The sequence below is a fragment of the Roseitranquillus sediminis genome, from assembly GCF_016918935.1.
Classification (GTDB): Bacteria; Pseudomonadota; Alphaproteobacteria; order Rhodobacterales; family Rhodobacteraceae; genus Roseitranquillus; species Roseitranquillus sediminis.
Window position 1 is genome coordinate 1 of sequence record NZ_JAFFOB010000030.1, and the last position, 23017, is coordinate 23017.

A 23017-nucleotide genomic window follows, 5' to 3' on the forward strand; every position below is an offset into this window, starting at 1 on the left:
GATCGCGCCGATCGCGATGGAGGAGAAGCTCCGCTTCGCCATCCGCGAAGGCGGCCGCACCGTCGGCGCCGGCGTCGTAAGCAAGATCATCCAGTAAACGAGAACGGCCTCGACGTGGGGCGCGGGACCGCCGCGCTCCACCTCTCGAACCGCCAAGCCGCGAAAGGCAAGACAAGATGGCACTCCAAAGCCAGAACATCAGGATCCGGCTGAAGGCCTTCGATTACCGCGTGCTGGACGCCAGCACGCAGGAGATCGTCAACACGGCCAAGCGGACCGGTGCGCAGGTACGCGGGCCGATCCCGCTTCCGAACAAGATCGAGAAGTTCACGGTCCTTCGCGGCCCGCACGTCGACAAGAAGTCCCGCGACCAGTTCGAGATCCGCACGCACAAGCGGCTCCTCGACATCGTGGATCCGACGCCGCAGACGGTGGACGCGCTGATGAAGCTCGACCTCGCCGCCGGCGTCGACGTCGAGATCAAGGTCTGAGGGAGGGCAGGACGATGCTGCGTTCCGGAGTGATCGCAAAGAAGGTCGGGATGACGCGCCTCTTCCTCGAGGACGGGCGTCAGGTTCCGGTGACCGTGCTGCAGCTCGATGGGCTGCAGGTGGTGGCTCAGCGCACCGCAGAGCGCGACGGCTATTCGGCCGTCCAGCTCGGCGCGGGCGTCGCGAAGCCGAAGCGCGTCTCCAAGGCGATGCGCGGCCATTTTTCGGCCGCCAACGTCGCTCCCAAGCGCAAGATCGCGGAGTTCCGCGTGGCGCCGGAGAACCTGATCGGGGTCGGCGAGGAGATCACCGCCGACCACTACTTCGAGGGTCAATTCGTCGACGTCTCGGGCACCTCGATCGGCAAGGGCTTTGCCGGTGCGATGAAGCGGCACAACTTCGGCGGCCTGCGCGCGTCGCACGGCGTCTCGATCAGCCACCGCTCGCACGGCTCGACCGGCCAGTGCCAAGACCCCGGAAAGGTGTTCAAGGGCAAGAAGATGGCCGGCCACATGGGCGCCGCCCGCGTGACCACGCAGAACCTGCAGGTAGTGCGCACCGACGCCGACCGCGGCCTGATCATGGTCAAAGGCGCGGTGCCGGGCTCGAAGGGCGGCTGGGTCACGATCAAGGACGCGGTGAAGAAGCCGACGCCCGAGAACCTGATCTATCCCGCCGCGCTGAAGTCCGCGGCCGAAGAAGCCAAGCGTCTTGCCGAGGAGGCTGCCGCGCAGGCAGCCGCCGAGGAAGAGGCGGCCGCGAAGGCGGCGGCCGAGCAGGCTGCTGCCGAGCAGGAGGCCGCGCTGAAGGAAGCCGAAGAGGACATCGAGGCGCAGAAGGCCGCCGAGACGCCCGACAACCCGCAACAAGAAGGTGGCGACGATGAAAAGTGACGTCATCAGCCTCGACGCCAGCAAGGCGGGCGACATCGAGCTCTCGGACGAGATCTTCGGCCTCGAGCCGCGCGCCGACATCCTGCACCGCGTCGTGCGCTGGCAGCGTGCGCGCGCCCAGCAGGGCACGCACAAGGTCAAGACGCGGTCCGAGACGAGCTACTCGACGAAGAAGATCTACCGCCAGAAGGGCACCGGCGGCGCGCGCCACGGTGACCGCAACGCGCCGATCTTCCGCAAAGGCGGCATCTACAAGGGCCCGACCCCGCGCAGCCACGCGCACGACCTGCCGAAGAAGTTCCGCAAACTCGGCCTCAAGCACGCGCTGAGTTCCAAGGCGCGGGACGGAAATCTCGTCGTGCTTGAGAGTTGCGCCATGGACGAGGCGAAGACCAAGGTGCTGGCCAATGCGGCGAAGGAGCTGGGTTGGAAGCGGGTCCTCGTGATCGATGGCGCCGAGGTTGACCAGAACTTCGCCCGTGCAGCGGCGAATCTGGCCGGTGTGGACGTGCTCCCGTCGATGGGCGCAAACGTCTACGACATCCTGAAGCGCGACACGCTCGTCATCACGCGGGCCGGTGTCGAAGCCTTGGAGGCCCGACTGAAATGACCGCGAAACCCCAGCATTACGACGTGATCCGCAAGCCGGTGATCACCGAGAAGGCGACGATGGCCTCCGAGGCCAACGCGGTGGTTTTCGAGGTGTCGATGGATGCGGTTAAGCCGCAGATCAAGGCGGCGGTCGAGGAGCTCTTCGGCGTCAAGGTCAAGGCGGTCAACACCACCGTGACCAAAGGCAAGCAGAAGCGCTTCCGTGGCATCAAGGGCCGCCGCGCCGACGTGAAGAAGGCCTACGTGACCCTCGAAGAGGGCAACACGATAGACGTCACCACGGGCCTCTGATACGAGGCGTCGAATCTTCGGCCCCTTCGCGGGGCCGAAGTCTTTCAAGGCCGGGCCGGTGGTCCGGAAGAAGAAACGGACCTTTAGGTCCAAGGCAGACGGAAGACAGGAAGCATGGCACTCAAGTCGTACAATCCGACGACGCCTGGCCAGCGCGGGCTGGTTCTGATCGACCGTTCGGAGCTTTGGAAAGGCCGCCCGGTCAAGTCGCTCACCGAGGGACTGTCGAAGAACGGCGGACGGAACAACACCGGACGGATCACGATGCGGCGGCGCGGCGGCGGGGCGAAGCGCCTCTATCGCGTCGTCGACTTCAAGCGCACCAAATTCGACGTCCCCGCTACGGTCGAGCGGATCGAATACGATCCGAACCGGACCGCGTTCATTGCGCTCATCCGTTATCAGGACGGCGAGCAGGCCTACATTCTGGCGCCGCAGCGCCTCGGCGTGGGCGACACGGTCGTGGCCGGCGAGAAGGTCGACGTGAAGCCGGGTAACGCGATGCGTTTCCAGGGCATGCCGATCGGAACGATCGTCCACAACATCGAGCTGAAGCCCGGCAAGGGTGGACAGCTGGCGCGCGCCGCCGGCACCTATGCGCAGTTCGTCGGCCGTGACGGCGGCTATGCGCAGATCCGCCTGAGTTCGGGCGAACTGCGTCTGGTCCGGCAGGAGTGCATGGCCTCGGTCGGCGCGGTGTCGAACGCCGACAACTCGAACCAGAACTTGGGCAAGGCGGGGCGGAACCGGCACCTCGGCAAGCGCCCGAGCGTCCGCGGCGTCGTGATGAACCCGGTCGATCACCCGCACGGCGGCGGCGAGGGCCGCACCTCGGGCGGCCGTCACCCGGTCACGCCGTGGGGCAAGCCGACGAAGGGCGCCCGCACCCGCAACAAGAAGAAGGCGTCGTCGCAGCTGATCCTGCGTTCGCGCCACGCCCGGAAGAAGGGTCGCTGATCATGACACGTTCCGTTTGGAAAGGCCCCTTCGTCGACAGCCACGTGCTGAAGAAGGCGGAGAAGACGCGCGAGAGCGGCCGCAACGAGGTCATCAAGATCTGGTCGCGCCGCTCCACCATCCTGCCGCAGTTCGTCGGCCTCACGTTCGGCGTCTACAACGGCCGCAAGCACATTCCGGTGAACGTCACCGAGGACATGATCGGCCAGAAGTTCGGCGAGTACGCGCCGACGCGCACCTACTACGGCCACGCCGCCGACAAGAAAGCGAAGCGGAGGTAAGGGCGATGGGCAAGCAGAAGAACCCCAGCCGTACGGCCGAGAACGAGGCGATGGCGAAGGCGCGCATGTTGCGCGCCAGCCCGCAGAAGCTGAACCTCGTCGCCGCGCTGATCCGCGGAAAGAAGGTCGAGCGCGCGCTGAGCGACCTCACCTTCTCGAAGCGGAGGATCGCGCAGGACGTCAGGAAGTGCCTGCAGTCCGCCATTGCGAACGCCGAGAACAACCACAACCTCGACGTCGACGAGCTGGTCGTCGCCGAGGCCTATGTCGGCAAGAACCTGACCATGAAGCGCGGGCGCCCGCGGGCGCGCGGCCGGTTCGGGCGGATCATCAAGCCGTTTTCCGAGCTTACCATCAAGGTCCGCCAGATCGAGGAGCAAGCGTAATGGGTAATAAAGTCAACCCGGTCGGCATGCGGCTCCAGGTCAACCGGACCTGGGACAGCCGCTGGTTCGCCGACACCAAGGAATATGGCGACCTGCTGCTCGAGGACATCAAGATCCGCGAGTTCATCAAGCGCGAGTGCAAGCAGGCGGGCGTCAGCAAGGTCATCATAGAGCGTCCGCACCGGAAGTGCCGGGTGACGATCCATACGGCACGGCCGGGGGTCATCATCGGCAAAAAGGGCGCGGACATCGAGACGCTGCGCAAGAAGCTGGCGTCCATGACGGACAGCGAGCTGCACCTCAACATCGTCGAGGTGCGCAAGCCGGAACTGGACGCGCAGCTGGTTGCGGAGTCCATCGCCCAGCAGCTCGAGCGACGGGTCTCGTTCCGGCGCGCGATGAAGCGGTCGGTCCAGAACGCGATGCGGATGGGTGCGCTCGGCATCCGGGTTAACGTTGGCGGCCGTCTCGGCGGCGCCGAGATTGCCCGGACCGAGTGGTATCGCGAAGGCCGGGTGCCGCTGCACACGCTGCGGGCGGACATCGACTATGCGCTGGCCGAGGCAAAGACGCCTTACGGGATCATCGGGATCAAGGTCTGGATCTTCAAGGGCGAGATCCTCGAGCATGATCCCTCGGCCCGCGACCGTCGCCAGCAGGAACTGCAGGAAGGTCCCGCCTCGCGCGGCGGCCGGAGGTAACGAGAGATGCTGCAACCAAAGCGCACTAAGTTCCGCAAGCTCCACAAGGGCCGGATCCACGGCGAGGCCAAGGGCGGCTTCGACCTGGCGTTCGGCACCTACGGACTGAAGGCGACGCAGCCGGAGCGGATCACCGCGCGGCAGATCGAGGCGGCGCGCCGCGCCATGACCCGCCACATGAAGCGCCAAGGCCGCGTCTGGATCCGTGTGTTCCCGGACACGCCGGTCACGTCGAAGCCGACCGAGGTGCGGATGGGCAAGGGCAAGGGCTCGGTCGATTTCTGGGCCGCCAAGGTAAAGCCGGGCCGGATCATGTTCGAGATTGACGGCGTCACTGATTCTGTGGCACGGGAGGCGCTCCGCCTCGCCGCCATGAAGCTGCCGATCAAGACGCGCACCGTGGTCCGCGAGGACTGGTAAGAATTTTCCCGAAGCCCCGCGGCATGACGCGGGGCTTCGGACGTTGTTGGAAAAGCGGAGGGCGTGCCCTCTGACTTCTGATCGAGAGGACGCGGCGATGAACGCCCAGGAACTGAGAGACAAGACGCCGGATCAGCTGCGCGACCAGCTGACGACGCTGAAAAAGGAGGCGTTCAACCTGCGCTTCCGCCAGGCCACGGGGCAGCTCGAGAACACGGCGCGGATGCGGCAGGTCCGCCGCGAAACCGCCCGCGTGCTGACGATCCTGAACGAAAAGGCCGTTGCCGCGGCCGCCGAAAAGACGGAGGCCTGAGATGCCGAAGCGTATCCTGCAGGGCACCGTGACGAGCGACAAGAACGACCAGACGGTTACCGTCCTGGTCGAGCGGCGCTACGCACACCCGCTTCTGCACAAGACCGTTCGCGCTTCGAAGAAGTACCGCGCGCACGATCCGAAGAACGAATTCAAGGTTGGCGACAGCGTCCGCATTCAGGAATGCGCGCCGGTCAGCAAGACGAAACGCTGGGAGGTCGTGGCGCAAGCCTGACATCCCGGTGCGATCGAAACCCTGGGGGCGCGCCCCCAAAGGTCGGGAGACACCTAAATGATCCAGATGCAGACCAATCTGGATGTCGCTGACAATTCCGGCGCGCGCCGGGTTCAGTGCATCAAGGTCCTCGGCGGGTCGAAGCGGAAGTACGCCAGCGTGGGCGACATCATCGTCGTCAGCGTGAAGGAGGCGATCCCGCGCGGCCGCGTCAAGAAGGGCGACGTCCGCAAGGCAGTCGTCGTTCGCACCGCCAAGGAAGTTCGGCGCGAGGACGGCACTGCGATCCGCTTCGACCGGAACGCCGCCGTCATCCTCAACAACAACAACGAGCCCGTGGGCACCCGGATCTTCGGCCCGGTCGTGCGCGAGCTCCGCGCGAAGAATTTCATGAAGATCATCTCGCTTGCTCCGGAGGTGCTCTGATGGCTGCCAAGCTGAAAAAGGGCGACAAGGTCGTCGTGCTCGCCGGCAAGGACAAGGGCAAGCAGGGTGAGGTCACCCGCGTCATGCCAAAGGAGAACAAGGCGGTCGTCGACGGGATCAACGTCGCGATCCGGCACCGCCGGCAGAGCCAGGCCGAGCAGGGGGGCCGCGTGCCGACCCCGATGCCGGTGGACCTCTCGAACCTTGCCCTCATGGATGCGAGCGGCAAGCCGACGCGCGTCGGTTTTCGTTTCGAGGACGGCAAGAAGGTCCGCTTCGCCAAGACCACGGGGGACGTGATCTGATGCTCGACACGACGAACTATACGCCGCGCCTCAAGGCGCTCTTCCAAGATAGCGTTCGCCAGGCACTGACCGAGGAGTTCGGCTACAAGAACGGCATGATGGTGCCGCGGCTTGAGAAGATCGTGCTCAACATTGGCTGTGGTGCTGAGGCGGTGCGCGACTCGAAGAAGGCCCGTTCCGCGCAGGAGGACCTGACGCAGATCGCCGGTCAAAAGGCCGTCATCACCAAGGCGAAGAAGTCGATCGCGGGTTTCCGTGTCCGCGAGGACATGCCGCTTGGTGCCAAGGTGACGCTGCGCGGGGACCGGATGTACGAGTTCCTTGACCGCCTTATCACCATCGCCATGCCGCGGATCCGCGACTTCCGCGGTGTCTCCGGCAAGAGCTTCGATGGCCGCGGCAACTACGCCACCGGCCTGAAGGAGCACATCGTCTTCCCTGAGATCAACTTCGACAAGGTCGACGAGGTTTGGGGGATGGACATCGTCATCTGCACGACCGCGAAGACCGACGCGGAAGCCAAGGCGCTGTTGAAGCACTTCAACATGCCGTTCAACAGCTGAGCCTGGGGGATTTCATGGCCAAGAAAGCAATGATCGAACGCGAAAAGAAGCGCCAGCGCCTGGTCGCGCAGCATGCCGCCAAGCGCGCGGCGCTGAAGGATGTCGCGAACGACGAGTCGAAGCCGATGGAGGAGCGCTTCAAGGCGCGCCTCAAGCTGGCGAAGCTGCCGCGGAATTCGTCGCCCAGCCGCCTGCACAACCGCTGCCAGCTGACCGGCCGGCCGCGCGGCTATTACCGCAAACTCAAGATGAACCGGATCGCGCTGCGTGACCTCGGTTCGAACGGCCAGATCCCCGGTCTGGTCAAGTCGAGCTGGTAAGGAGGGCGATGCGATGAACGATCCCTTGGGCGACATGCTCACCCGCATCCGCAACGCGCAGATGCGCCGCAAGTCCACGGTAGTGACACCCGCGTCCAAGCTGCGGGCCTGGGTCCTCGACGTGCTGGCGGACGAAGGTTACATCCGCGGCTACGACAAGACGACGGACGAGCGCGGCCACCCGGCGCTGGAGATCAGTCTCAAGTACTATGAGGGCACTCCGGTGATCCGCGAGGTCAAGCGCGTCTCGAAACCCGGTCGCCGTGTCTACATGGCCGCGCGCGACGTCCCGCAAATTCGCGGCGGTCTCGGCGTATCGATCGTGTCGACGTCGAAGGGCGTCATGTCGGACACGGCCGCACGTCAGGCGAACGTCGGCGGCGAAGTGCTCTGCACCGTATTCTGAGGAGGGACGCATGTCTCGTATCGGCAAGAAACCGGTCCCGCTTCCCTCGGGCGTCGAGGCGAAGGTCTCGGGGCAGCAGATCGAGGTGAAGGGGCCGAAGGGCACCCGCCAGTTCACCGCGACCGACGACGTGACGCTGGCGGTCGAGGACGGCGCGGTCAGCGTGACGCCGCGCGGCAACTCCAAGCGCGCACGTCAGCAGTGGGGCATGAGCCGCACGATGGTGGCGAACCTGGTGCAGGGCGTGACCGACGGCTTCAAGAAGGAGCTCGAGATCCAGGGCGTCGGCTACCGCGCCCAGATGCAGGGCAACGTCCTGAAGCTGAACCTGGGCCTCAGCCACGAAGTTAACTTCGAGGTGCCGCAGGGCGTGACCGTGACGGCGCCGAAGCAGACCCAGATCGTCGTCGAGGGCATCGACGAGCAGCAGGTCGGCCAGGTTGCCTCCAACATCCGCGACTGGCGCCGCCCCGAACCCTACAAGGGCAAGGGGATCCGGTATGCGGGCGAGTTCATCTTCCGCAAGGAAGGCAAGAAGAAGTAAGGACGCGACAGAAATGGCGAACACCAAGCGAGATTTGTTCCTAAAGCGCCGCCTGCGCACCAGGAACAAGCTGCGCACCCTGGCCGCCGGGCGTCCCCGCCTGTCGGTCCACCGCAGCAGCAAGAACATCAGCGTGCAGCTGATCGATGACGGCGAGGGACGGACCCTCGCCTCGGCCTCGACGCTCGAGAAGGACCTCGGCGTCGTCGGCAAGAACAACCTCGAGGCGGCGGCGACGATAGGTGCCGCGATCGCCGAGCGGGCGAAGAAGGCCGGTATCGAGGAGTGCTACTTCGATCGCGGCGGCTTCCTGTTCCACGGCAAGGTGAAGGCGCTTGCCGACGCCGCCCGTGAGAACGGCCTGAAGTTCTGAGGGAGACGAGAATGGCAAGAGAACCGCAAGGTCGGGGCGGCCGTCGCGACCGCGACGAGAACCCCGAATTCGCCGATCGTCTCGTGGCGATCAACCGCGTGTCCAAGACGGTGAAGGGCGGCAAGCGCTTCGGCTTTGCAGCACTGGTGGTCGTCGGCGACCAGAAGGGCCGCGTCGGCTTCGGCAAGGGCAAGGCGAAAGAAGTCCCGGAAGCGATCCGCAAGGCGACCGAGCAGGCCAAGCGTGGCATGATGCGCGTGCCGCTGCGCGAGGGCCGCACCCTGCATCACGACATCGAGGGGCGTCATGGCGCCGGTCGGGTCGTCATGCGCACAGCGCCCCACGGCACCGGCATCATCGCCGGCGGCCCGATGCGCGCCGTGTTCGAGATGCTGGGGATCCAGGACGTCGTGGCGAAGTCGCTCGGCAGCCAGAACCCCTACAACATGATCCGCGCCACGCTCGATGGCCTGCGCAAGGAGCAGTCGCCGCGCAACGTCGCCCAGCGGCGCGGCAAGAAGGTGGCCGACATCCTGCGCCGCGGCGATGAGCCTGCGGACGCCGAGCCGGCGGAAGCGTAAGGAGACACGCGATGGCCAAGACGATCGTCGTCAAGCAGGTGGGCTCGCCCATCCGCCGCCCCGCCGTGCAGCGCCAGACGCTGATCGGCTTGGGCTTGAACAAGATGCATCGCACGCGCGAGCTCGAGGACACGCCATCCGTTCGCGGCATGGTCAACTCGATCCCGCACCTGGTGCAGATCATCGAAGAGCGGGGCTGACCGGCCCCGCACTCCTACAAGTTCTTGCAAATCCGGTCTTGGAAACTTGCAGGAAGTTGAAAGTTCACGCCGAGGTCGGCCGCTTCCCGTCGCTTTGGGGGCCGCATCCGGCAAGAGGAGAAGCGACATGAAGCTGAACGAACTGAGCGATAATCCGGGCGCGACAAAGCGCAAGAAGCGCGTCGGTCGCGGTCCCGGCTCGGGCCTCGGCAAGACTGCCGGCCGCGGGATCAAGGGTCAGAAGTCCCGCTCGGGTGTCTCGATCAATGGTTATGAGGGCGGCCAGATGCCGCTCTACCAGCGGCTGCCGAAGCGCGGCTTCAACAAGCCGAACCGCAAGCGCTATGCTGTGGTCAATCTTGGGATGATCCAGAAGTTCATCGACGCTGGCAAGCTTGGCGAGGTCATCACCGAGAACGAGCTCGTCGACAGCGGCCTGGTCCGGCGCAAGCTCGACGGTGTGCGGGTGCTGGGCGCGGGCGAGCTGTCGGCCAAGGTCGAGATGACCGTGACCGGGGCGTCGCGGTCCGCGATCGAGGCGGTCGAGAAGGCCGGCGGCTCGCTCACCGTCACGTCGGCGGCCGAATAAGCGGTTGTGGGCGGCGCTGGCGCCGCTTACATCGATCGCTGTGTTTTCCAAGCGCCGCCGACCGGAAGACGGTTCGGCGGCGTTTTCGCGAGTGGGCCGCGACGCGCGAGCGAAACTCCGTATTGCGGAGCTTTGCATCGGCCGTGGAGCGGCCGAGGCTCGCTGAATTGAACGAATGCTGACTCGCCACGCCTCGGTGACGGGCGCCACGATGAAAAGGAACTCCTGATGGCATCGGCAGCAGAACAGATGGCTGCGAACCTCAGCTGGGGGACGCTGGGCAAGGCGACCGAGCTGAGGCAGCGGATCCTCTTCACGATCGGCCTGCTGATCGTCTACAGGATCGGGACGTACATCCCCGTGCCCGGCATTGACGGCGGTGCCCTGCGGGACTTCATGGACCAGGCCGCCACCGGCATCGGCGGGATCCTCAACATGTTCACCGGCGGCGCGATCAGTCGCATGGGCATCTTCGCGCTCGGGATCATGCCCTACATCAGCGCCTCGATCATCGTGCAGCTGATGACGGCGATGGTTCCGAAGCTCGAGCAGCTTAAGAAGGAGGGCGAGCAGGGGCGCAAGAAGATCAACCAGTACACGCGCTTCGGCACGGTATTTCTTGCGACCTTCCAGGCCTACGGGCTGGCGGTCAGCCTCGAGGCCGGCGACCTCGTGACGGATCCCGGCTGGTTCTTCCGCGTCGCCTGCGTCATCACGCTAGTCGGCGGCACGATGTTCCTGATGTGGATCGGCGAGCAGATCACCGCGCGCGGCATCGGCAACGGCATCTCACTCATCATCTTCGTCGGCATCATCGCCGAGGTCCCGGCCGCGCTTGCGCAGTTCCTGAGCCAGGGCCGGTCGGGCGCCATCAGCCCCATCGTCATCATCGGTGTGCTGCTGATGGTGATCGCTGTGATCGGCTTCGTGGTCTTCATGGAGCGGGCGCTCAGAAAGATCCACATCCAGTATCCGCGCCGGCAGGTCGGGATGAAGGTCTACGACGGCGGCTCTTCGCACCTGCCGGTCAAGGTGAATCCGGCCGGCGTCATCCCGGCGATCTTCGCCTCGTCGCTTCTTCTTCTGCCGACCACGCTCGCGACGTTCAGTGGCCAGCAGACCGGGCCGGTGATGTCGACGGTCCTGGCATACTTCGGACCGGGCCAGCCGCTCTATCTGCTGTTCTTCGCCGGCATGATCATCTTCTTCACCTACTTCTACACGTTCAACGTCTCCTTCAAGACGGACGACGTGGCGGACAACCTGAAGAACCAGAACGGCTTCATCCCTGGCATCCGGCCCGGCAAGCGAACCGAGGAATATCTCGACTACGTCGTGACGCGGGTGCTGGTACTGGGCTCCGCCTATCTGGCGGCGGTCTGCCTGCTGCCTGAAATTCTGCGTTCACAATTGGCGATCCCGTTCTATTTTGGCGGCACCTCGGTGCTGATCGTGGTGTCGGTGACGATGGACACGATCAACCAGGTTCAGAGCCACTTGCTGGCGCACCAGTACGAGGGCCTGATCGAGAAATCGCAGCTGCGCGGCAAACGACGCGGCAAGAAGGGGACAGCACGCAGATGAACATCGTACTCCTCGGGCCGCCGGGCGCGGGCAAGGGAACGCAGGCCCGACTTCTGGTGGACGAGAGGGGAATGACGCAGCTTTCCACCGGCGACATGCTTCGGGAGGCCCGCCAGAGCGGGACCGAGATGGGGCGCCGCGTGGCCGACGTGATGGACCGCGGCGACCTCGTCACCGACGAAATCGTCGTCGGACTGATCGAGGAGAAGCTCGAGGCCGATCCGGGGGGAGACTTCATCTTCGACGGCTTCCCGCGCACTCTCGCTCAGGCCGACGCGCTGGCCGATCTGCTCGACCGGCGCGGCCTCCGGCTCGATGCGGTGATCGAGATGCAGGTCGACGACGAGGCGCTGGTCCGCCGCATCTCCGGGCGCTTCACCTGCGCCAGTTGCGGCGCCGTCTATCACGACGAGACGAAGCAGCCTCGGAAGGCTGGCGTCTGCGACGTGTGCGGCGGCACGGAGTTCAAGCGGCGCGCCGACGACAACCCGGAGGCGCTGCGCACGCGGCTCATGGAATACTACAAGAAGACGTCGCCGCTGATCGGCTACTATCATGCCAAGGGCCGACTCGTGCGGATCGACGCCTTGGCGCCGATCCCGGAGGTGGCCGAGCGGGTGAGGGACATCGTCGAGGCACCGCGCGCCGCCCTTGACGAGCCGGCGCACTCTCTCTAGGACAGCCCATCTCGCAAGAGAATCGGTCGCTCGACCGGGCCATCGCATATCGCAAGCCCGTGGCATCAAGCCTCGGGCTTACGTTGTGAAAAAAGGTTCTGGCGCTACGGAACCGCAACGAAAGGAACAGACGACGTGGCACGAATTGCCGGCGTGAACATCCCGACTGCAAAGCGGGTTCCCATCGCCCTCACCTACATCACCGGAATCGGCGCGTCGACGGCGCGGGAGATCTGCGAGGCGGTCGGAATCGACCAGTCCCGGCGCGTGAACGAGCTGAGCGACTCCGAGGTGCTGCAGATCCGCGAGCACATCGACGCGAACGTCACCGTCGAGGGCGACCTGCGTCGCGAGACCCAAATGAACATCAAGCGTCTGATGGATCTTGGCTGCTATCGCGGCCTGCGCCATCGCCGCAATCTCCCCGTGCGCGGCCAGCGCACCCACACCAACGCGCGCACCCGCAAGGGCCCCGCGAAGCCGATCGCCGGCAAGAAGAAGTAAGGGGAGAGCTCGAATATGGCACGTGATCGTCGCACGACGACCCGCAAGAAGGTCTCGAAGAACATCGCCGCCGGCGTGGCGCATGTGAACTCGTCCTTCAACAACACCAAGATCCTGATTTCGGACGTCCAGGGCAATGCGATTGCCTGGTCCTCCGCCGGAACGATGGGTTTCAAGGGCAGCCGAAAGTCGACCCCGTACGCGGCGCAGATGGCCGCGGAGGATGCGGGCCGGAAGGCGCAGGAACATGGCGTCCGCACGATCGAGGTCGAGGTCCAGGGACCCGGTTCGGGTCGCGAGAGCGCCCTGCGTGCTCTGGCCGCCGTCGGCTTCAACATCACGTCGATCCGCGATGTGACGCCCATCGCGCACAACGGCGTCCGCCCGCCGAAGCGGCGCCGCGTCTGACACCATATCGCGCCGAGCGTCCCGCGCTCGATCGCTCAACGACATCGTCACCTCGGGAGCGGGCCGCTTACGGACATGGGCGGCTCGCAGGCATTGAGGAGAGCTACATGATCCACAAGAACTGGCAGGAACTGATCAAGCCGACGCAATTGGTCGTCCGCCCCGGCAACGACCCCGCCCGGCAGGCCACCGTCGTGGCAGAGCCGCTGGAGCGAGGCTTCGGCCTGACGCTCGGCAACGCGCTGCGGCGTGTCCTGATGAGCTCGCTGCAGGGCGGCGCCATCACCAGCGTCCAGATCGATAACGTCCTGCACGAGTTCAGCTCAATCGCCGGCGTCCGCGAGGATGTGACCGACGTCGTGCTGAACCTCAAGGGCGTCGCGATCCGGATGGAGGTCGAGGGGCCGAAGCGCCTTTCGATCTCGGCCAAGGGGCCGGCCGTCGTCACCGCCGGCGACATCTCCGAGAGCGCGGGCATCGAGATCCTGAACCGCAACCACGTGATCTGCCACCTCGACGAGGGCGCCGACCTGTTCATGGAGCTGACCGTGAACACCGGCAAGGGCTATGTCGCAGCCGACCGAAACCGGCCGGAGGATGCGCCGATTGGACTGATCCCGATCGACGCGATCTACTCGCCGGTCCGCAAGGTCAGCTACGAGGTCACGCCGACCCGCGAGGGCCAGGTGCTCGACTACGACAAGCTGACGTTGAAGCTCGAAACCGACGGCTCGGTCACGCCGGACGACGCGGTCGCCTATGCCGCGCGGATCCTGCAGGACCAGTTGGCGATCTTCGTCAACTTCGAGGAGCCGGAGAGTGCGCGCGAAGCCGGCATGGACGACGGGCTGGAGTTCAACCCGCTCCTGCTCAAGAAGGTCGACGAGCTGGAGCTGAGCGTCCGCTCCGCGAACTGCCTCAAGAACGACAACATCGTCTACATCGGCGACCTCATCCAGAAGACCGAAGCCGAGATGCTGCGCACGCCGAACTTCGGCCGCAAGTCGCTGAACGAGATCAAGGAAGTGCTCTCGGGCATGGGCCTGCACCTCGGCATGGACGTCGAGGAGTGGCCGCCGGAGAACATCGAGGACCTGGCCAAGAAGTTCGAGGACCAGTTCTGAGACCGACGCCAGCGGCCGCGCAAGCGCCGCTGGCGACCCGACCCCGGGCAACCCGCCCCAAGGTGAGCGGGCCGCACGCACGGCCCGCCGGACAAAGCACAAAGGAGATACATCATGCGTCACGCAAGCGGTTATCGCCGCCTCAATCGCACTCACGAGCACCGCAAGGCGCTCTTCGCCAACATGGCCGGGTCGCTGATCGAACACGAGCAGATCAAGACGACCCTGCCCAAGGCGAAGGAGCTGAAGCGGGTCGCGGACAAACTCATCACGCTTGGCAAGCGCGGCGATCTGCATGCCCGTCGGCAGGCCGCGGCCCAGCTCAAGCAGGACATGCACGTCGCGAAGCTTTTCGACGTCCTCGGCCCGCGCTATGCGGAGCGGCCGGGTGGGTACGTCCGGGTTCTGAAGGCTGGCTTCCGCTACGGCGACATGGCCCCGATGGCGATTGTGGAGCTTGTGGACCGTGATCCCGAGGCCAAGGGCGCGGCGGATCGCGCCAGGCTGGCCGAGGAGGATGCCGCCGAGGACTGACCTTCCGGCGGAGCCGGTACGTTATTTCGGCCGTTCGCCCCGCGCGTCGCGCCGAAGTCGGATCGAGGCGAAGATCGCTTCGAGGTTGTCCTCGAGGCGATCTTTTTTTGTGTTCGCCGTCAGCAGGTGCAGAAGATCGGCATGATCCTCGGGGCCGAGGGCAGCAAGTGTGTGGGTTAACTGTGCCTTAAACAAGCTCTTAAAATCCCTCGGAAATTGGTTAGCTTGACCCTTCCTGCATATAGTGGATCGTTAACCAAACAACTTGTCTAAAAGAGCATGTCGGTCAGATCGGATATCGAAGCGCAACTGGATCAGCTCGCGGGCATGGCGCCCAGCGGCTTCTTCTTCGCCCTGCACATCAGGTTCGCGCTGCCCTTGCTGCACCACCAGACCTACGATCCGGGCTGGACCGACCATTATACCGAGCAGGCATACGCCCTTCGCGACCCGATCATCGCGTGGGGCTTTTCAACGACGGGAACAGCGCGGTGGAGCGAGATCGAGATTCCGGACCCCTTCGGCATCCTGGAACAGGCGAAGGACTTCGGCATGGTCTATGGCTTCGCGGTATCCTGCGGACCGGTCAAGTCGCGGACGATTGCATCCGCGGCAAGATCCGACCGCGAGTTCACGTCGGAAGAAATCGACCGCTTCGCGCACATCATCTACGCGCTGCACGACCGAACCGAGCCGCCGACCAGCCTGACTAGAGCCCAGATCGACGCCCTGCGCCTGATTGCGGAGGGGGACCGTCATGCAGCTGCCGCGGCGAAGCTCAAGATCTCCGAAAGCGCCCTGAAAGCCCGCCTCAACTCGGCGCGCCAGCGTCTGCTCGCGCGGACGACGGCCGAGGCGATCCAGCGCGCGCGCGACTACCGGCTGATATGACATGCCCCTCCGGCGCCGGGCTGAACGTTTCCTGACCCCAACCCAACCTCAGCCGGAGTAGTAACGATGCAAACCACGACGCTTTCTTTCGAGAACATGCACAACTATGGCGATCTCTTCGCCAACCTTCTTCGCGCCCGCCGACAGTCGTTCATCGTCCAGAACGAGTGGGACCTGCCCGAAGCCATGGGAATGGAATACGACCAGTACGACACGCCCGCCAGCCGCTGGGTAGCCGTCCATGACTTCGGCAAGGTTCTGGGCGGAATGCGCCTCACGCCGACGACGGCCCGTTGCGGCATCTACAGCTACATGATCCGCGATGCGCAGAAGGGCCTCCTGCCCAGCATTCCCGAGGACCTGCTGGACTGCGAGGCGCCCGTTGCGCCGCACATCTGGGAGGTCACGCGCGGCTTTGTCGCCCACGACGTGCCCGCGAATATCCGGCGGAGCGTGCACGCTCAGATGGTGGTGCAACTCTCGACGGCCGCGCGCGAGTTCGGCGCCAGCCAGATGCTGGCGCTGCTGCCCGCGAACTGGACGCGGTGGGCCCGGCGCTGTGGCCTCGCGATGAGCGCCGGCGGCAGGGTCATGGTGATGGACGGCATTCGATACCAGGTGGTCTCGATGGATTTCTCCCGTCGGCTCCACTGACACCGGACGTCGATCGGCCACGTAGACGCGGTCGCGGCGCCGTCCCACCGCAGTTGCGGCGGGCGGCGCCGAAGCGCACGTTGGGGCATGGCCGATCTCTTCGAAACGACCGCAGCCCCGCCCTCCGAAGCGCCGCGTCCGCTGGCGGACCGGCTCCGCCCCCGGCGCCTGGCGGATGTCGTGGGCCAGGAGGCGCTGCTGGCCCCTGAAGGTACCCTTGGCTCGATGCTGGCCGCGCGGCGCCTCTCGTCGCTGATCCTCTGGGGGCCGCCCGGCGTCGGCAAGACCACGATCGCCCGGCTGCTGGCGGACGAGACCGACCTCGCCTTCATCCAGATCAGCGCGATCTTCACCGGCGTCGCCGAGCTGCGGAAGGTCTTCGAGGCGGCGCGGATGCGCCACGCCAACGGTCGCGGAACGCTGCTCTTCGTCGACGAGATCCACCGATTCAACAAGGCCCAGCAGGACGGCTTCCTGCCACACATGGAGGACGGCACGATCCTGCTGGTCGGTGCCACGACCGAGAACCCGTCCTTCGAGCTCAACGCCGCGCTGCTCAGCCGCGCGCAGGTGCTGGTGCTGAACCGGCTGTCGGCGGACGATCTCGAACGTCTGGCGCAGCGGGCCGAGGCCGAGCTCGAACGCCCGTTGCCGCTGACGGAGGACGCGCGCAGCGAGCTCATCGAGATGGCCGACGGGGATGGGCGCGCACTTCTGAACCTCATCGAGCAGATCGACGGCTGGGGGGCGGAGGGTGCGCTCGACCGCGCCGCGCTGTCGAGCCGGCTGGCGCGGCGGGCGGCGCAGTACGACAAGAGCGGCGACGCGCACTACAACCTGATCTCGGCGCTGCACAAGTCGGTGCGAGGCTCGGATCCCGACGCCGCGCTCTACTGGCTTGCGCGGATGCTCCAGGGCGGGGAGGATCCGCGCTACCTGATGCGGCGGATTACGCGGATGGCGGTCGAGGACATCGGCCTCGCCGACCCGCAGGCGCAGCGGCTCTGCCTCGACGGGTGGGAGACCTACGAGCGGCTGGGCAGCCCCGAGGGCGAGCTGGCGCTGGCTGAGGCAGTGGTCTACCTCGCCCTCGCGCCAAAGTCGAACGCCGTCTACACCGCCTTCAAGTCGGCCATGGCCGCGGCGAAGTCGACAGGGTCGGAGCCGCCGCCGCGCCACATCCTGAACGCTCCGACGCGCCTGATGAAGGAGCAGGGATACGGTGCCGGCTACCAGTACGACCACGACGCCGAGGGCGCCTTTTCCGGCCAGAACTACTTCCCCGATGGGATGAAGCGCGGCGTCTACTACGTGCCGCCCGAGCGCGGCTTCGAGCGCGAGCTGAAGAAGCGGCTCGACTGGTTTGTCAGGCAGCGCGCTCGCCGGAGCGAGGATTGACAAGGGCGTGCCCGGCGACGACAGAAGCGCCATGTCCGCTACGCTCGTGCAGATCGCCGCCGGCGGCGCCGCCGGGGCCGTCCTGCGATACCTGACCGGTGTCGCGGCGCTCCGCGCCCTCGGAGCGGGCTTTCCCTGGGGCACGCTCGTGGTCAACGTGGCGGGATCGTTCCTGATGGGCGTCTGCGTCGTCTGGCTGATGACGCGCGGGCTGCAGGTCCTGTCGCCGCTGCTGATGAGCGGCTTTCTGGGTGGATTCACCACCTTCTCGGCCTTCTCGCTCGATACAGTCAGCCTCGTGGAGCGCGGGGAGCCTGCGCTGGCGGCGCTCTACGTCGTGCTCTCCGTGTTGCTGTCGGTAGGCGCGCTCACGCTGGGCCTCTGGCTGGCGAGGGCCGCGGGATGAGCGGCGTGCAGACCCTCGTCGTCGGCGCCGACGAAGGCGGGCAACGCCTTGATCGATGGTTCCGGCGCCGGTTCGAGCACGTGCCGCAGGGCCGGCTCGAGAAACTGTGCCGCAAGGGCGAGATCCGCGTCGACGGCGGCCGAGTCAAACCCTCGACACGGATCGAGCCGGGGCAGGAGGTGCGCATCCCGCCGCTCCCGGACGCCGAGGCGCCAGCGCCGCGGCGGCAGGAAGTCAGCGAGGCGGATGCCGAGATGATGCGGCGCGCGGTCATCTATCGCGACGACCACATCATCGCGCTGAACAAGCCTCCGGGCCTCGCGGTGCAGGGAGGCAGCGGCCAGCGCCGTCACGTCGACGCCCTGTCCGAGGCGCTGCGCTTCGATCGCGAGGAAAAGCCGCGCCTGGTGCACCGGCTCGACAAGGACACCTCCGGCCTCCTGCTGCTGGCGCGCAGCAGGAACGCGGCCGAGGCGCTGACGCGGGCCTTTCGCGCGCGCGAGACCCGCAAGATCTACTGGGCCGCGGTTGCCGGAGTGCCGCAGCCACGCATGGGGACCATTCGCTTCGCTCTGGTCAAGGCGCCCGGCCACGGCAAGGGTGGCGAGGGCGAGAAGATGCACTGCGTCCACCCGGACGTTGCGGACAGCACGCCCGGCGCCAAGCGCGCGGTGACGGACTACGCCGTCCTCTCCTCGCTCGGGTCGCGTGCGTCTTGGGTGGCGCTGGTGCCGGTGACCGGCCGCACGCACCAGCTTCGCGCGCATATGGCCGCGCTCGGCCATCCTGTGGTGGGCGACGGAAAGTACGGCGGCTCGGGCCAGGAGAACTTGGGCGACGGCTGGGGCGCGCAACTCGGCGGCGAATTCAGCCGAAAGCTCCACCTCCATGCGCGCGCGCTGCGCCTGACGCACCCCTTCACCGGAGCGGTGCTCAACCTCGGCGCGCCGCTGCCGGAGCACATGGCGCGCACCTGGCGCTTGCTCGACTGGCGCGAGAACGACGTACCGGGCGACCCGTTCGAGGGCGAGGTGTGACCTTGCGCCTGATCGTGTTCGACGTGGACGGCACGCTGGTCGACAGCCAGCGGCAGATCGCGGCGGCCTATACGGCAGGGTTCGCAGCCATCGATCGCCCCGCACCGCGACTTGCCGAAGTGAGGTCGGTGATCGGACTGTCGCTGCCGCTCGCCTTCACTCGGCTGGCGCCGGATGCAACGCCGGGCGAGGTGGAGCGCGGCATCCTCGCCTATCGCCGAGCCTTTTCCGCGGGTCCCGAGGCGCCGCTCTTCCCGGGCATCGCCGAGATGCTACGCCGGCTGGGGTCGCGGCCGACAACGCTCCTCCGCATCGCCACCGGAAAGTCGCGGCGGGGCGTCGACCGCCTGCTGGCGCATCACGCGCTGGAAGGCCTGTTCCAGACGGTACAGACCGCGGACCTGCACCCGTCGAAGCCGCACCCGGCGATGCTGACGGCGGCGCTGGACGCCGTAGGCGTGACGCCGGAGCACGCCGTCATCGTCGGCGACGCGACCTTCGACGTCGAGATGGGTCGCGCCGCCGGCATTGGCGCCTTGGGTGTCGCCTGGGGCTATCATCCGGCCGCCGCCCTGCACGGCGCGGGCGCCATCGGCGTCGCGGAGGACGTGGCGGCTCTCGAGGCGATGCTCGGCGCAGGCGAAATGGCGGTCGCATGAGCGAGTGGGCTGTCAAGCGCTTCTGGGCGACCGCGAGCGTTCGGCGTGAGGGCGCGGACTGGTGCGTCCTCCTAGACGAGCGGCGGCTGATGACGCCGGGCAAGCGGCCCCTCTTGCTGCCGACGCAGGCGATGGCGTCAGTCGTGGCGGAGGAATGGGATCGGCAGCGTGAGCACGTCGAGCCGGGGACGATGCCCGTCACGCGGGCCGCGAACGCCGCGATAGACAAGGTGGCGCCGCAGCATGCGGAGGTGGTGCAGGCGCTCGCGGCCTATGGCGAGACGGACCTGCTCTGCTACCGCGCGGAGACTCCGGAGGGGCTCGCCCGCCGGCAGTCGGAGGCCTGGGACCCGCTGCTCGAATGGTCCGCGCAGGCGCTCGGGGCGCGGCTCGTCCCCATTGCGGGCGTGATGCCGCAGCCGCAGCCGCGCGAGGCGGTCGCGCGGCTGGCGGCGCAGGTCGAGGCGATGGATGCCTTCGCCCTGACGGCGTTTCACGACCTCGTCATGTTGTCGGGCTCGCTGGTGCTCGGCTTCGCCGTCCGGCATCGCCACCTCGACGCGATGGCCGCGTGGGAGCACTCGCGCATCGACGAGAGATGGCAGGCCGAGCAGTGGGGCGAGGACGCCGAGGCGGCGGAGGCCGAGGCCGTCCGGTGCGAGGCCTTCCTCGCAGCCGAACGCTTCGACGCGCTGGCACGGGAGCACGCTGCAGCCGGCGGTTGAGAAGGTTCCGTTACATCACGGTCCCGGATCACGGCCTTGACTGCATGGAATGAATACGCCCAAACTTCCGGCACCGAAGGGGATGGGGAAGGACCTCCCTCACCATAGCGCGTTCACGTCGTGGACCGGGCGCCCAGCCCGGTTTTCGGGTGGGCTACAGGAAGAGGTAAAGATGAAGAGATCCGTATTTTTCGGCGCAATGGCCGCAGGTCTCGTCGCGGGGGCCGCGTCGGCTGCGACGCTGGACGACGTTCAGTCGCGCGGAACGCTGAACTGCGGCGTGTCGACCGGCCTGCCCGGTTTTTCGTCGCCGAACGCCCAGGGCCAGTGGGAAGGCTTCGACGTTGCGGTGTGCCGTGCCGTTGCCGCCGCCGTGCTTGGCGATCCGCAGGCGGTCGAGTTCGTGCCCACCACCGGCCAGACCCGCTTCACCGCCCTCGCCTCGGGCGAGATCGACATGCTGGCGCGGAACACGACCTGGACATTCAGCCGCGACAACGACCTGAAGTTCGAGTTCACCGGCATCAACTACTACGATGGCCAGGGCTTCATGGTGCCCAAGGCGCTCGGCGTGACTTCGGCGCGCGATCTCAGCGGCGCGACAGTCTGCATCCAGACCGGCACCACGACCGAGCTGAACTTGGCGGATTACTTCCGCGCCAACAACATGGACTACGAGCCGGTCCCGATCGAGACAAACGCCGAGGCGCAGCAGCAGTACCTCGCCGGCGCGTGCGACGTCTACACGACCGACCGGTCCGGCCTCGCCGCGACCCGCGCGACGTTCGAGAATCCCGGCGACCACGTCATCCTGCCCGAGACCATCTCGAAGGAGCCGCTTGGACCGCTCGTGCGCCATGGCGATCCCGAGTGGGGCGACATCGTGCGCTGGACGCTCAACGCGCTCGTCGCCGCCGAAGAGTACGGCGTCACCTCCGCAAACGTGGACGAGCTGGCGCAGGGGACGGAGAACCCCGAGATCAACCGCCTCCTCGGGACCGAGGGCGAATTGGGCGCGATGATCCGGCTGGACAACAACTGGGCCGTCAATGCCATCAAGGCCGGTGGCAACTACGGCGAGCTGTTCGAGCGTTACCTGGGCGAGGGCACGCCCATCGGCCTGCCGCGGGGCCTCAACGCCCAGTGGCAGAACGGCGGTCTGCTCTACGCACCGCCGTTCCGGTAAGCAGAAGCGGTGAAGGGCGCGGCAGGTCCGCGCCCTTCGCACATCCACCAGAGGCCTTGACCGTCCGCAGCGTGCAAACCGTGCGAGGCTGGTCGATCATGGGCGAAACGGGGGAACCGCCAGAATGACGACGACCGCAGCCGAGCCACCGAAGCAGTCGTTCCATCTCGGCCAGCTCATATACGACACGCGCTATCGCTCCCTCACGATCCAGATCGTGGCGCTGGTCCTGCTCATGCTGTTCTTCTCCTGGCTGGTCTCGAACACGGTCCAGAACCTCGCGACGCTCGGCAAGGACTTCGACTTCAGCTACCTCGGCCAGCGCGCAGGCTATGACATCAACCAGCGACTGATCGACTACTCCTCCGAAAGCACCCACGCGCGCGCGGCCCTCGTTGGCATCCTGAATACCCTGCTCGTGGCCTTCATGGGCTGCGTCGCCGCGACGATCATCGGCGTCATCGCCGGCGTGCTGCGGCTCTCGTCGAACTGGATCGTCTCGCGCCTGATGACGGTCTATGTCGAGGGCTTCCGCAACGTCCCCCTGCTGCTCTGGATCATCGCCATCTTCGCGCTGATGACCGAGGGCACGCCGCAGCCGCGCGACTTCCGCGAAGGCGGTACTGCCTCGATGCTGCTCTTCGACAGCGTGGCGATCTCGAACCGCGGCGTTTACGTTCCCGCGCCGGTCTGGGGGCCGGGGTCCCTCGCGCTCGGCATCGTCTTTGTTCTCTCAATCGTGGGGATCTGGGCCTGGCGGCGCTACGCACACGCGCGCCAGGAGAGGACCGGCGAGATTCTCCCGGTCTTCGCCGTCTCGCTGGCACTCCTTCTGGTTCCGTCGGTGCTTGCCTACTTCGTCCTCGGCGCACCGATCGGCCTCGACTACCCCGAGCTGGGCGGCTTCAATTTCGCCGGCGGACTGCACCTGCGGAACTCGTTGATCGCTCTCTGGCTGGCGCTTTCGCTCTACACCGGGGCGTTCATCGCCGAGATCGTGCGCGGGGGCATCCTCGCCGTGTCGCGGGGTCAGACCGAGGCGGCCTTCGCGCTCGGCCTCAGGCCGCGTCGCACGATGAACCTCGTCATCCTGCCGCAGGCGCTGCGCGTGATCATCCCGCCGCTCATCTCGCAGTACCTGAACCTCACCAAGAACTCATCTTTGGCCATTGCGGTCGGATACATGGACGTGCGCTCCACCCTTGGGGGCATCAGCATCAACCAGACGGGGCGCGAGCTGGAGGGGATGCTCCTTCTCGGCGGCTTCTACCTGCTGCTCAGCCTCGTCATTTCCAGCGCCATGAACTTCTACAACTCGCGCGTGAAGCTGAAGGAGCGGTGAG

General features: G+C 66.4%; 37 protein-coding genes. All 37 read left to right on the top strand.

Annotation, left to right across the window (positions count from 1 at the left end):
• The coding region (locus JM664_RS17805; RefSeq protein WP_227418795.1) for an EF-Tu C-terminal domain-related protein at positions 1-97 on the top strand (97 nt) is incomplete at its 5' end.
• A gap of 79 nt (positions 98-176) precedes the next feature.
• Positions 177-491: a 30S ribosomal protein S10 gene (gene rpsJ / locus JM664_RS17810; RefSeq protein ID WP_106161064.1), complete on the top strand. Its 315-nt coding sequence runs from the start codon at positions 177-179 to the stop codon at positions 489-491.
• Positions 492-505: 14 nt separating this feature from the next.
• Positions 506-1384, top strand: a complete 879-nt coding sequence (gene rplC, locus JM664_RS17815; RefSeq protein ID WP_227421287.1) for a 50S ribosomal protein L3 — start codon at positions 506-508, stop codon at positions 1382-1384.
• The gene (gene rplD / locus JM664_RS17820; protein ID WP_227421288.1) at positions 1374-1994 is read left to right on the top strand and encodes a 50S ribosomal protein L4; all 621 of its coding nucleotides are present in this window, start codon (positions 1374-1376) and stop codon (positions 1992-1994) included. The genes rplC and rplD overlap by 11 nt, the downstream gene beginning before the upstream one ends.
• Positions 1991-2287, top strand: coding sequence for a 50S ribosomal protein L23 (locus JM664_RS17825; protein ID WP_227421289.1), 297 nt, complete (start codon positions 1991-1993; stop codon positions 2285-2287). The genes rplD and JM664_RS17825 overlap by 4 nt, the downstream gene beginning before the upstream one ends.
• 114 nt (positions 2288-2401) lie before the next feature.
• Positions 2402-3244, top strand: a complete 843-nt coding sequence (rplB, locus tag JM664_RS17830; RefSeq protein WP_227421290.1) for a 50S ribosomal protein L2 — start codon at positions 2402-2404, stop codon at positions 3242-3244.
• 2 nt (positions 3245-3246) lie between these two features.
• The gene (gene rpsS / locus JM664_RS17835; RefSeq protein ID WP_227421291.1) at positions 3247-3525 is read left to right on the top strand and encodes a 30S ribosomal protein S19; all 279 of its coding nucleotides are present in this window, start codon (positions 3247-3249) and stop codon (positions 3523-3525) included.
• A gap of 5 nt (positions 3526-3530) precedes the next feature.
• Positions 3531-3911: a 50S ribosomal protein L22 gene (gene rplV / locus JM664_RS17840; RefSeq protein ID WP_227421292.1), complete on the top strand. Its 381-nt coding sequence runs from the start codon at positions 3531-3533 to the stop codon at positions 3909-3911.
• On the top strand, positions 3911-4612 hold the full coding sequence (gene rpsC, locus JM664_RS17845) for a 30S ribosomal protein S3 (protein WP_227421293.1): 702 nt from the start codon (positions 3911-3913) through the stop codon (positions 4610-4612). Before rplV ends, rpsC begins: the two co-directional genes overlap by 1 nt.
• 6 nt (positions 4613-4618) lie before the next feature.
• On the top strand, positions 4619-5032 hold the full coding sequence (gene rplP / locus JM664_RS17850; protein WP_227421294.1) for a 50S ribosomal protein L16: 414 nt from the start codon (positions 4619-4621) through the stop codon (positions 5030-5032).
• A 97-nt stretch (positions 5033-5129) separates the two neighbouring features.
• The gene (gene rpmC / locus JM664_RS17855) at positions 5130-5345 is read left to right on the top strand and encodes a 50S ribosomal protein L29 (RefSeq protein ID WP_227421295.1); all 216 of its coding nucleotides are present in this window, start codon (positions 5130-5132) and stop codon (positions 5343-5345) included.
• Position 5346: 1 nt separating this feature from the next.
• Positions 5347-5580, top strand: coding sequence for a 30S ribosomal protein S17 (gene rpsQ / locus JM664_RS17860; protein ID WP_227421296.1), 234 nt, complete (start codon positions 5347-5349; stop codon positions 5578-5580).
• Positions 5581-5637: 57 nt separating this feature from the next.
• A complete protein-coding gene (gene rplN, locus JM664_RS17865; protein WP_005621870.1) occupies positions 5638-6006 on the top strand; it encodes a 50S ribosomal protein L14 in 369 nt (122 codons plus the stop codon).
• Positions 6006-6311 (top strand): 50S ribosomal protein L24, encoded by a 306-nt coding sequence (gene rplX, locus JM664_RS17870; RefSeq protein ID WP_227421297.1) that lies wholly within the window; start codon positions 6006-6008, stop codon positions 6309-6311. The genes rplN and rplX overlap by 1 nt, the downstream gene beginning before the upstream one ends.
• On the top strand, positions 6311-6874 hold the full coding sequence (gene rplE / locus JM664_RS17875; protein WP_227421298.1) for a 50S ribosomal protein L5: 564 nt from the start codon (positions 6311-6313) through the stop codon (positions 6872-6874). Before rplX ends, rplE begins: the two co-directional genes overlap by 1 nt.
• 14 nt (positions 6875-6888) lie before the next feature.
• The gene (gene rpsN, locus JM664_RS17880; protein WP_227421299.1) at positions 6889-7194 is read left to right on the top strand and encodes a 30S ribosomal protein S14; all 306 of its coding nucleotides are present in this window, start codon (positions 6889-6891) and stop codon (positions 7192-7194) included.
• A gap of 13 nt (positions 7195-7207) precedes the next feature.
• On the top strand, positions 7208-7600 hold the full coding sequence (rpsH, locus tag JM664_RS17885; protein WP_227421300.1) for a 30S ribosomal protein S8: 393 nt from the start codon (positions 7208-7210) through the stop codon (positions 7598-7600).
• Positions 7601-7610: 10 nt separating this feature from the next.
• Positions 7611-8144 (top strand): 50S ribosomal protein L6, encoded by a 534-nt coding sequence (rplF, locus tag JM664_RS17890; RefSeq protein ID WP_227421301.1) that lies wholly within the window; start codon positions 7611-7613, stop codon positions 8142-8144.
• A gap of 13 nt (positions 8145-8157) precedes the next feature.
• Entirely contained in the window at positions 8158-8517 is a 360-nt protein-coding gene (gene rplR, locus JM664_RS17895; protein WP_227421302.1) for a 50S ribosomal protein L18, read from the top strand.
• 11 nt (positions 8518-8528) lie between these two features.
• Positions 8529-9098 (top strand): 30S ribosomal protein S5, encoded by a 570-nt coding sequence (gene rpsE / locus JM664_RS17900; RefSeq protein WP_227421303.1) that lies wholly within the window; start codon positions 8529-8531, stop codon positions 9096-9098.
• Positions 9099-9109: 11 nt separating this feature from the next.
• Positions 9110-9298 (top strand): 50S ribosomal protein L30, encoded by a 189-nt coding sequence (gene rpmD, locus JM664_RS17905; RefSeq protein WP_227421304.1) that lies wholly within the window; start codon positions 9110-9112, stop codon positions 9296-9298.
• Between the two features lie 127 nt (positions 9299-9425).
• Positions 9426-9887: a 50S ribosomal protein L15 gene (rplO, locus tag JM664_RS17910; RefSeq protein WP_227421305.1), complete on the top strand. Its 462-nt coding sequence runs from the start codon at positions 9426-9428 to the stop codon at positions 9885-9887.
• 228 nt (positions 9888-10115) lie between these two features.
• Entirely contained in the window at positions 10116-11471 is a 1356-nt protein-coding gene (gene secY / locus JM664_RS17915; RefSeq protein WP_227421306.1) for a preprotein translocase subunit SecY, read from the top strand.
• Complete coding sequence (locus tag JM664_RS17920) at positions 11468-12148, top strand: adenylate kinase (RefSeq protein ID WP_227421307.1); 681 nt, start codon at positions 11468-11470, stop codon at positions 12146-12148. The genes secY and JM664_RS17920 overlap by 4 nt, the downstream gene beginning before the upstream one ends.
• A gap of 135 nt (positions 12149-12283) precedes the next feature.
• On the top strand, positions 12284-12652 hold the full coding sequence (rpsM, locus tag JM664_RS17925) for a 30S ribosomal protein S13 (RefSeq protein ID WP_227421308.1): 369 nt from the start codon (positions 12284-12286) through the stop codon (positions 12650-12652).
• A gap of 15 nt (positions 12653-12667) precedes the next feature.
• Positions 12668-13060 carry a 30S ribosomal protein S11 gene (gene rpsK, locus JM664_RS17930; protein ID WP_227421309.1) on the top strand — a complete coding sequence of 131 codons (393 nt, stop codon included), beginning with the start codon at positions 12668-12670 and terminating at the stop codon, positions 13058-13060.
• 107 nt (positions 13061-13167) lie between these two features.
• Entirely contained in the window at positions 13168-14184 is a 1017-nt protein-coding gene (locus tag JM664_RS17935; protein WP_227421310.1) for a DNA-directed RNA polymerase subunit alpha, read from the top strand.
• 114 nt (positions 14185-14298) lie between these two features.
• Positions 14299-14718, top strand: a complete 420-nt coding sequence (gene rplQ / locus JM664_RS17940; protein ID WP_227421311.1) for a 50S ribosomal protein L17 — start codon at positions 14299-14301, stop codon at positions 14716-14718.
• 279 nt (positions 14719-14997) lie between these two features.
• Positions 14998-15609, top strand: a complete 612-nt coding sequence (locus tag JM664_RS17945) for an autoinducer binding domain-containing protein (protein WP_227421312.1) — start codon at positions 14998-15000, stop codon at positions 15607-15609.
• A 66-nt stretch (positions 15610-15675) separates the two neighbouring features.
• Entirely contained in the window at positions 15676-16263 is a 588-nt protein-coding gene (locus JM664_RS17950; protein ID WP_227421313.1) for an acyl-homoserine-lactone synthase, read from the top strand.
• Between the two features lie 87 nt (positions 16264-16350).
• Entirely contained in the window at positions 16351-17661 is a 1311-nt protein-coding gene (locus tag JM664_RS17955) for a replication-associated recombination protein A (RefSeq protein ID WP_227421314.1), read from the top strand.
• 31 nt (positions 17662-17692) lie between these two features.
• Complete coding sequence (gene crcB / locus JM664_RS17960; RefSeq protein ID WP_227421315.1) at positions 17693-18067, top strand: fluoride efflux transporter CrcB; 375 nt, start codon at positions 17693-17695, stop codon at positions 18065-18067.
• Positions 18064-19104 (top strand): RluA family pseudouridine synthase, encoded by a 1041-nt coding sequence (locus tag JM664_RS17965; RefSeq protein WP_227421316.1) that lies wholly within the window; start codon positions 18064-18066, stop codon positions 19102-19104. The genes crcB and JM664_RS17965 overlap by 4 nt, the downstream gene beginning before the upstream one ends.
• Positions 19101-19763, top strand: coding sequence for an HAD-IA family hydrolase (locus JM664_RS17970; RefSeq protein ID WP_406675834.1), 663 nt, complete (start codon positions 19101-19103; stop codon positions 19761-19763). The genes JM664_RS17965 and JM664_RS17970 overlap by 4 nt, the downstream gene beginning before the upstream one ends.
• On the top strand, positions 19760-20488 hold the full coding sequence (locus JM664_RS17975) for an ATP12 family chaperone protein (RefSeq protein ID WP_227421318.1): 729 nt from the start codon (positions 19760-19762) through the stop codon (positions 20486-20488). Before JM664_RS17970 ends, JM664_RS17975 begins: the two co-directional genes overlap by 4 nt.
• A gap of 172 nt (positions 20489-20660) precedes the next feature.
• Positions 20661-21674 carry an amino acid ABC transporter substrate-binding protein gene (locus JM664_RS17980; protein ID WP_227421319.1) on the top strand — a complete coding sequence of 338 codons (1014 nt, stop codon included), beginning with the start codon at positions 20661-20663 and terminating at the stop codon, positions 21672-21674.
• 124 nt (positions 21675-21798) lie between these two features.
• The gene (locus tag JM664_RS17985) at positions 21799-23016 is read left to right on the top strand and encodes an amino acid ABC transporter permease (protein ID WP_227421320.1); all 1218 of its coding nucleotides are present in this window, start codon (positions 21799-21801) and stop codon (positions 23014-23016) included.
• Position 23017: the final 1 nt, after the last annotated feature.

Excerpts from the sequence above, each read along its gene's own strand:
- rplO (WP_227421305.1), top strand. The coding sequence starts at position 9,426 with ATGAAGCTGAACGAACTGAGCGATAATCCGGGCGCGACAAAGCGCAAG.
- rpsC (WP_227421293.1), top strand. The coding sequence starts at position 3,911 with ATGGGTAATAAAGTCAACCCGGTCGGCATGCGGCTCCAGGTCAACCGG.
- rpsS (WP_227421291.1), top strand. The coding sequence starts at position 3,247 with ATGACACGTTCCGTTTGGAAAGGCCCCTTCGTCGACAGCCACGTGCTG.
- rpsE (WP_227421303.1), top strand. The coding sequence starts at position 8,529 with ATGGCAAGAGAACCGCAAGGTCGGGGCGGCCGTCGCGACCGCGACGAG.
- JM664_RS17985 (WP_227421320.1), top strand. The coding sequence starts at position 21,799 with ATGACGACGACCGCAGCCGAGCCACCGAAGCAGTCGTTCCATCTCGGC.
- rplE (WP_227421298.1), top strand. The coding sequence starts at position 6,311 with ATGCTCGACACGACGAACTATACGCCGCGCCTCAAGGCGCTCTTCCAA.
- rpmC (WP_227421295.1), top strand. The coding sequence starts at position 5,130 with ATGAACGCCCAGGAACTGAGAGACAAGACGCCGGATCAGCTGCGCGAC.
- rpsH (WP_227421300.1), top strand. The coding sequence starts at position 7,208 with ATGAACGATCCCTTGGGCGACATGCTCACCCGCATCCGCAACGCGCAG.
- JM664_RS17975 (WP_227421318.1), top strand. The coding sequence starts at position 19,760 with ATGAGCGAGTGGGCTGTCAAGCGCTTCTGGGCGACCGCGAGCGTTCGG.
- rpsQ (WP_227421296.1), top strand. The coding sequence starts at position 5,347 with ATGCCGAAGCGTATCCTGCAGGGCACCGTGACGAGCGACAAGAACGAC.
- rplD (WP_227421288.1), top strand. The coding sequence starts at position 1,374 with ATGAAAAGTGACGTCATCAGCCTCGACGCCAGCAAGGCGGGCGACATC.
- rpsN (WP_227421299.1), top strand. The coding sequence starts at position 6,889 with ATGGCCAAGAAAGCAATGATCGAACGCGAAAAGAAGCGCCAGCGCCTG.
- JM664_RS17945 (WP_227421312.1), top strand. The coding sequence starts at position 14,998 with ATGTCGGTCAGATCGGATATCGAAGCGCAACTGGATCAGCTCGCGGGC.
- rpsK (WP_227421309.1), top strand. The coding sequence starts at position 12,668 with ATGGCACGTGATCGTCGCACGACGACCCGCAAGAAGGTCTCGAAGAAC.
- JM664_RS17935 (WP_227421310.1), top strand. The coding sequence starts at position 13,168 with ATGATCCACAAGAACTGGCAGGAACTGATCAAGCCGACGCAATTGGTC.
- JM664_RS17980 (WP_227421319.1), top strand. The coding sequence starts at position 20,661 with ATGAAGAGATCCGTATTTTTCGGCGCAATGGCCGCAGGTCTCGTCGCG.
- JM664_RS17965 (WP_227421316.1), top strand. The coding sequence starts at position 18,064 with ATGAGCGGCGTGCAGACCCTCGTCGTCGGCGCCGACGAAGGCGGGCAA.
- JM664_RS17955 (WP_227421314.1), top strand. The coding sequence starts at position 16,351 with ATGGCCGATCTCTTCGAAACGACCGCAGCCCCGCCCTCCGAAGCGCCG.
- JM664_RS17950 (WP_227421313.1), top strand. The coding sequence starts at position 15,676 with ATGCAAACCACGACGCTTTCTTTCGAGAACATGCACAACTATGGCGAT.
- crcB (WP_227421315.1), top strand. The coding sequence starts at position 17,693 with ATGTCCGCTACGCTCGTGCAGATCGCCGCCGGCGGCGCCGCCGGGGCC.
- rpmD (WP_227421304.1), top strand. The coding sequence starts at position 9,110 with ATGGCCAAGACGATCGTCGTCAAGCAGGTGGGCTCGCCCATCCGCCGC.
- JM664_RS17920 (WP_227421307.1), top strand. The coding sequence starts at position 11,468 with ATGAACATCGTACTCCTCGGGCCGCCGGGCGCGGGCAAGGGAACGCAG.
- rplV (WP_227421292.1), top strand. The coding sequence starts at position 3,531 with ATGGGCAAGCAGAAGAACCCCAGCCGTACGGCCGAGAACGAGGCGATG.
- rplN (WP_005621870.1), top strand. The coding sequence starts at position 5,638 with ATGATCCAGATGCAGACCAATCTGGATGTCGCTGACAATTCCGGCGCG.
- rplX (WP_227421297.1), top strand. The coding sequence starts at position 6,006 with ATGGCTGCCAAGCTGAAAAAGGGCGACAAGGTCGTCGTGCTCGCCGGC.
- rplC (WP_227421287.1), top strand. The coding sequence starts at position 506 with ATGCTGCGTTCCGGAGTGATCGCAAAGAAGGTCGGGATGACGCGCCTC.
- rplQ (WP_227421311.1), top strand. The coding sequence starts at position 14,299 with ATGCGTCACGCAAGCGGTTATCGCCGCCTCAATCGCACTCACGAGCAC.
- rplF (WP_227421301.1), top strand. The coding sequence starts at position 7,611 with ATGTCTCGTATCGGCAAGAAACCGGTCCCGCTTCCCTCGGGCGTCGAG.
- rplP (WP_227421294.1), top strand. The coding sequence starts at position 4,619 with ATGCTGCAACCAAAGCGCACTAAGTTCCGCAAGCTCCACAAGGGCCGG.
- rplR (WP_227421302.1), top strand. The coding sequence starts at position 8,158 with ATGGCGAACACCAAGCGAGATTTGTTCCTAAAGCGCCGCCTGCGCACC.
- secY (WP_227421306.1), top strand. The coding sequence starts at position 10,116 with ATGGCATCGGCAGCAGAACAGATGGCTGCGAACCTCAGCTGGGGGACG.
- JM664_RS17825 (WP_227421289.1), top strand. The coding sequence starts at position 1,991 with ATGACCGCGAAACCCCAGCATTACGACGTGATCCGCAAGCCGGTGATC.
- rplB (WP_227421290.1), top strand. The coding sequence starts at position 2,402 with ATGGCACTCAAGTCGTACAATCCGACGACGCCTGGCCAGCGCGGGCTG.
- rpsJ (WP_106161064.1), top strand. The coding sequence starts at position 177 with ATGGCACTCCAAAGCCAGAACATCAGGATCCGGCTGAAGGCCTTCGAT.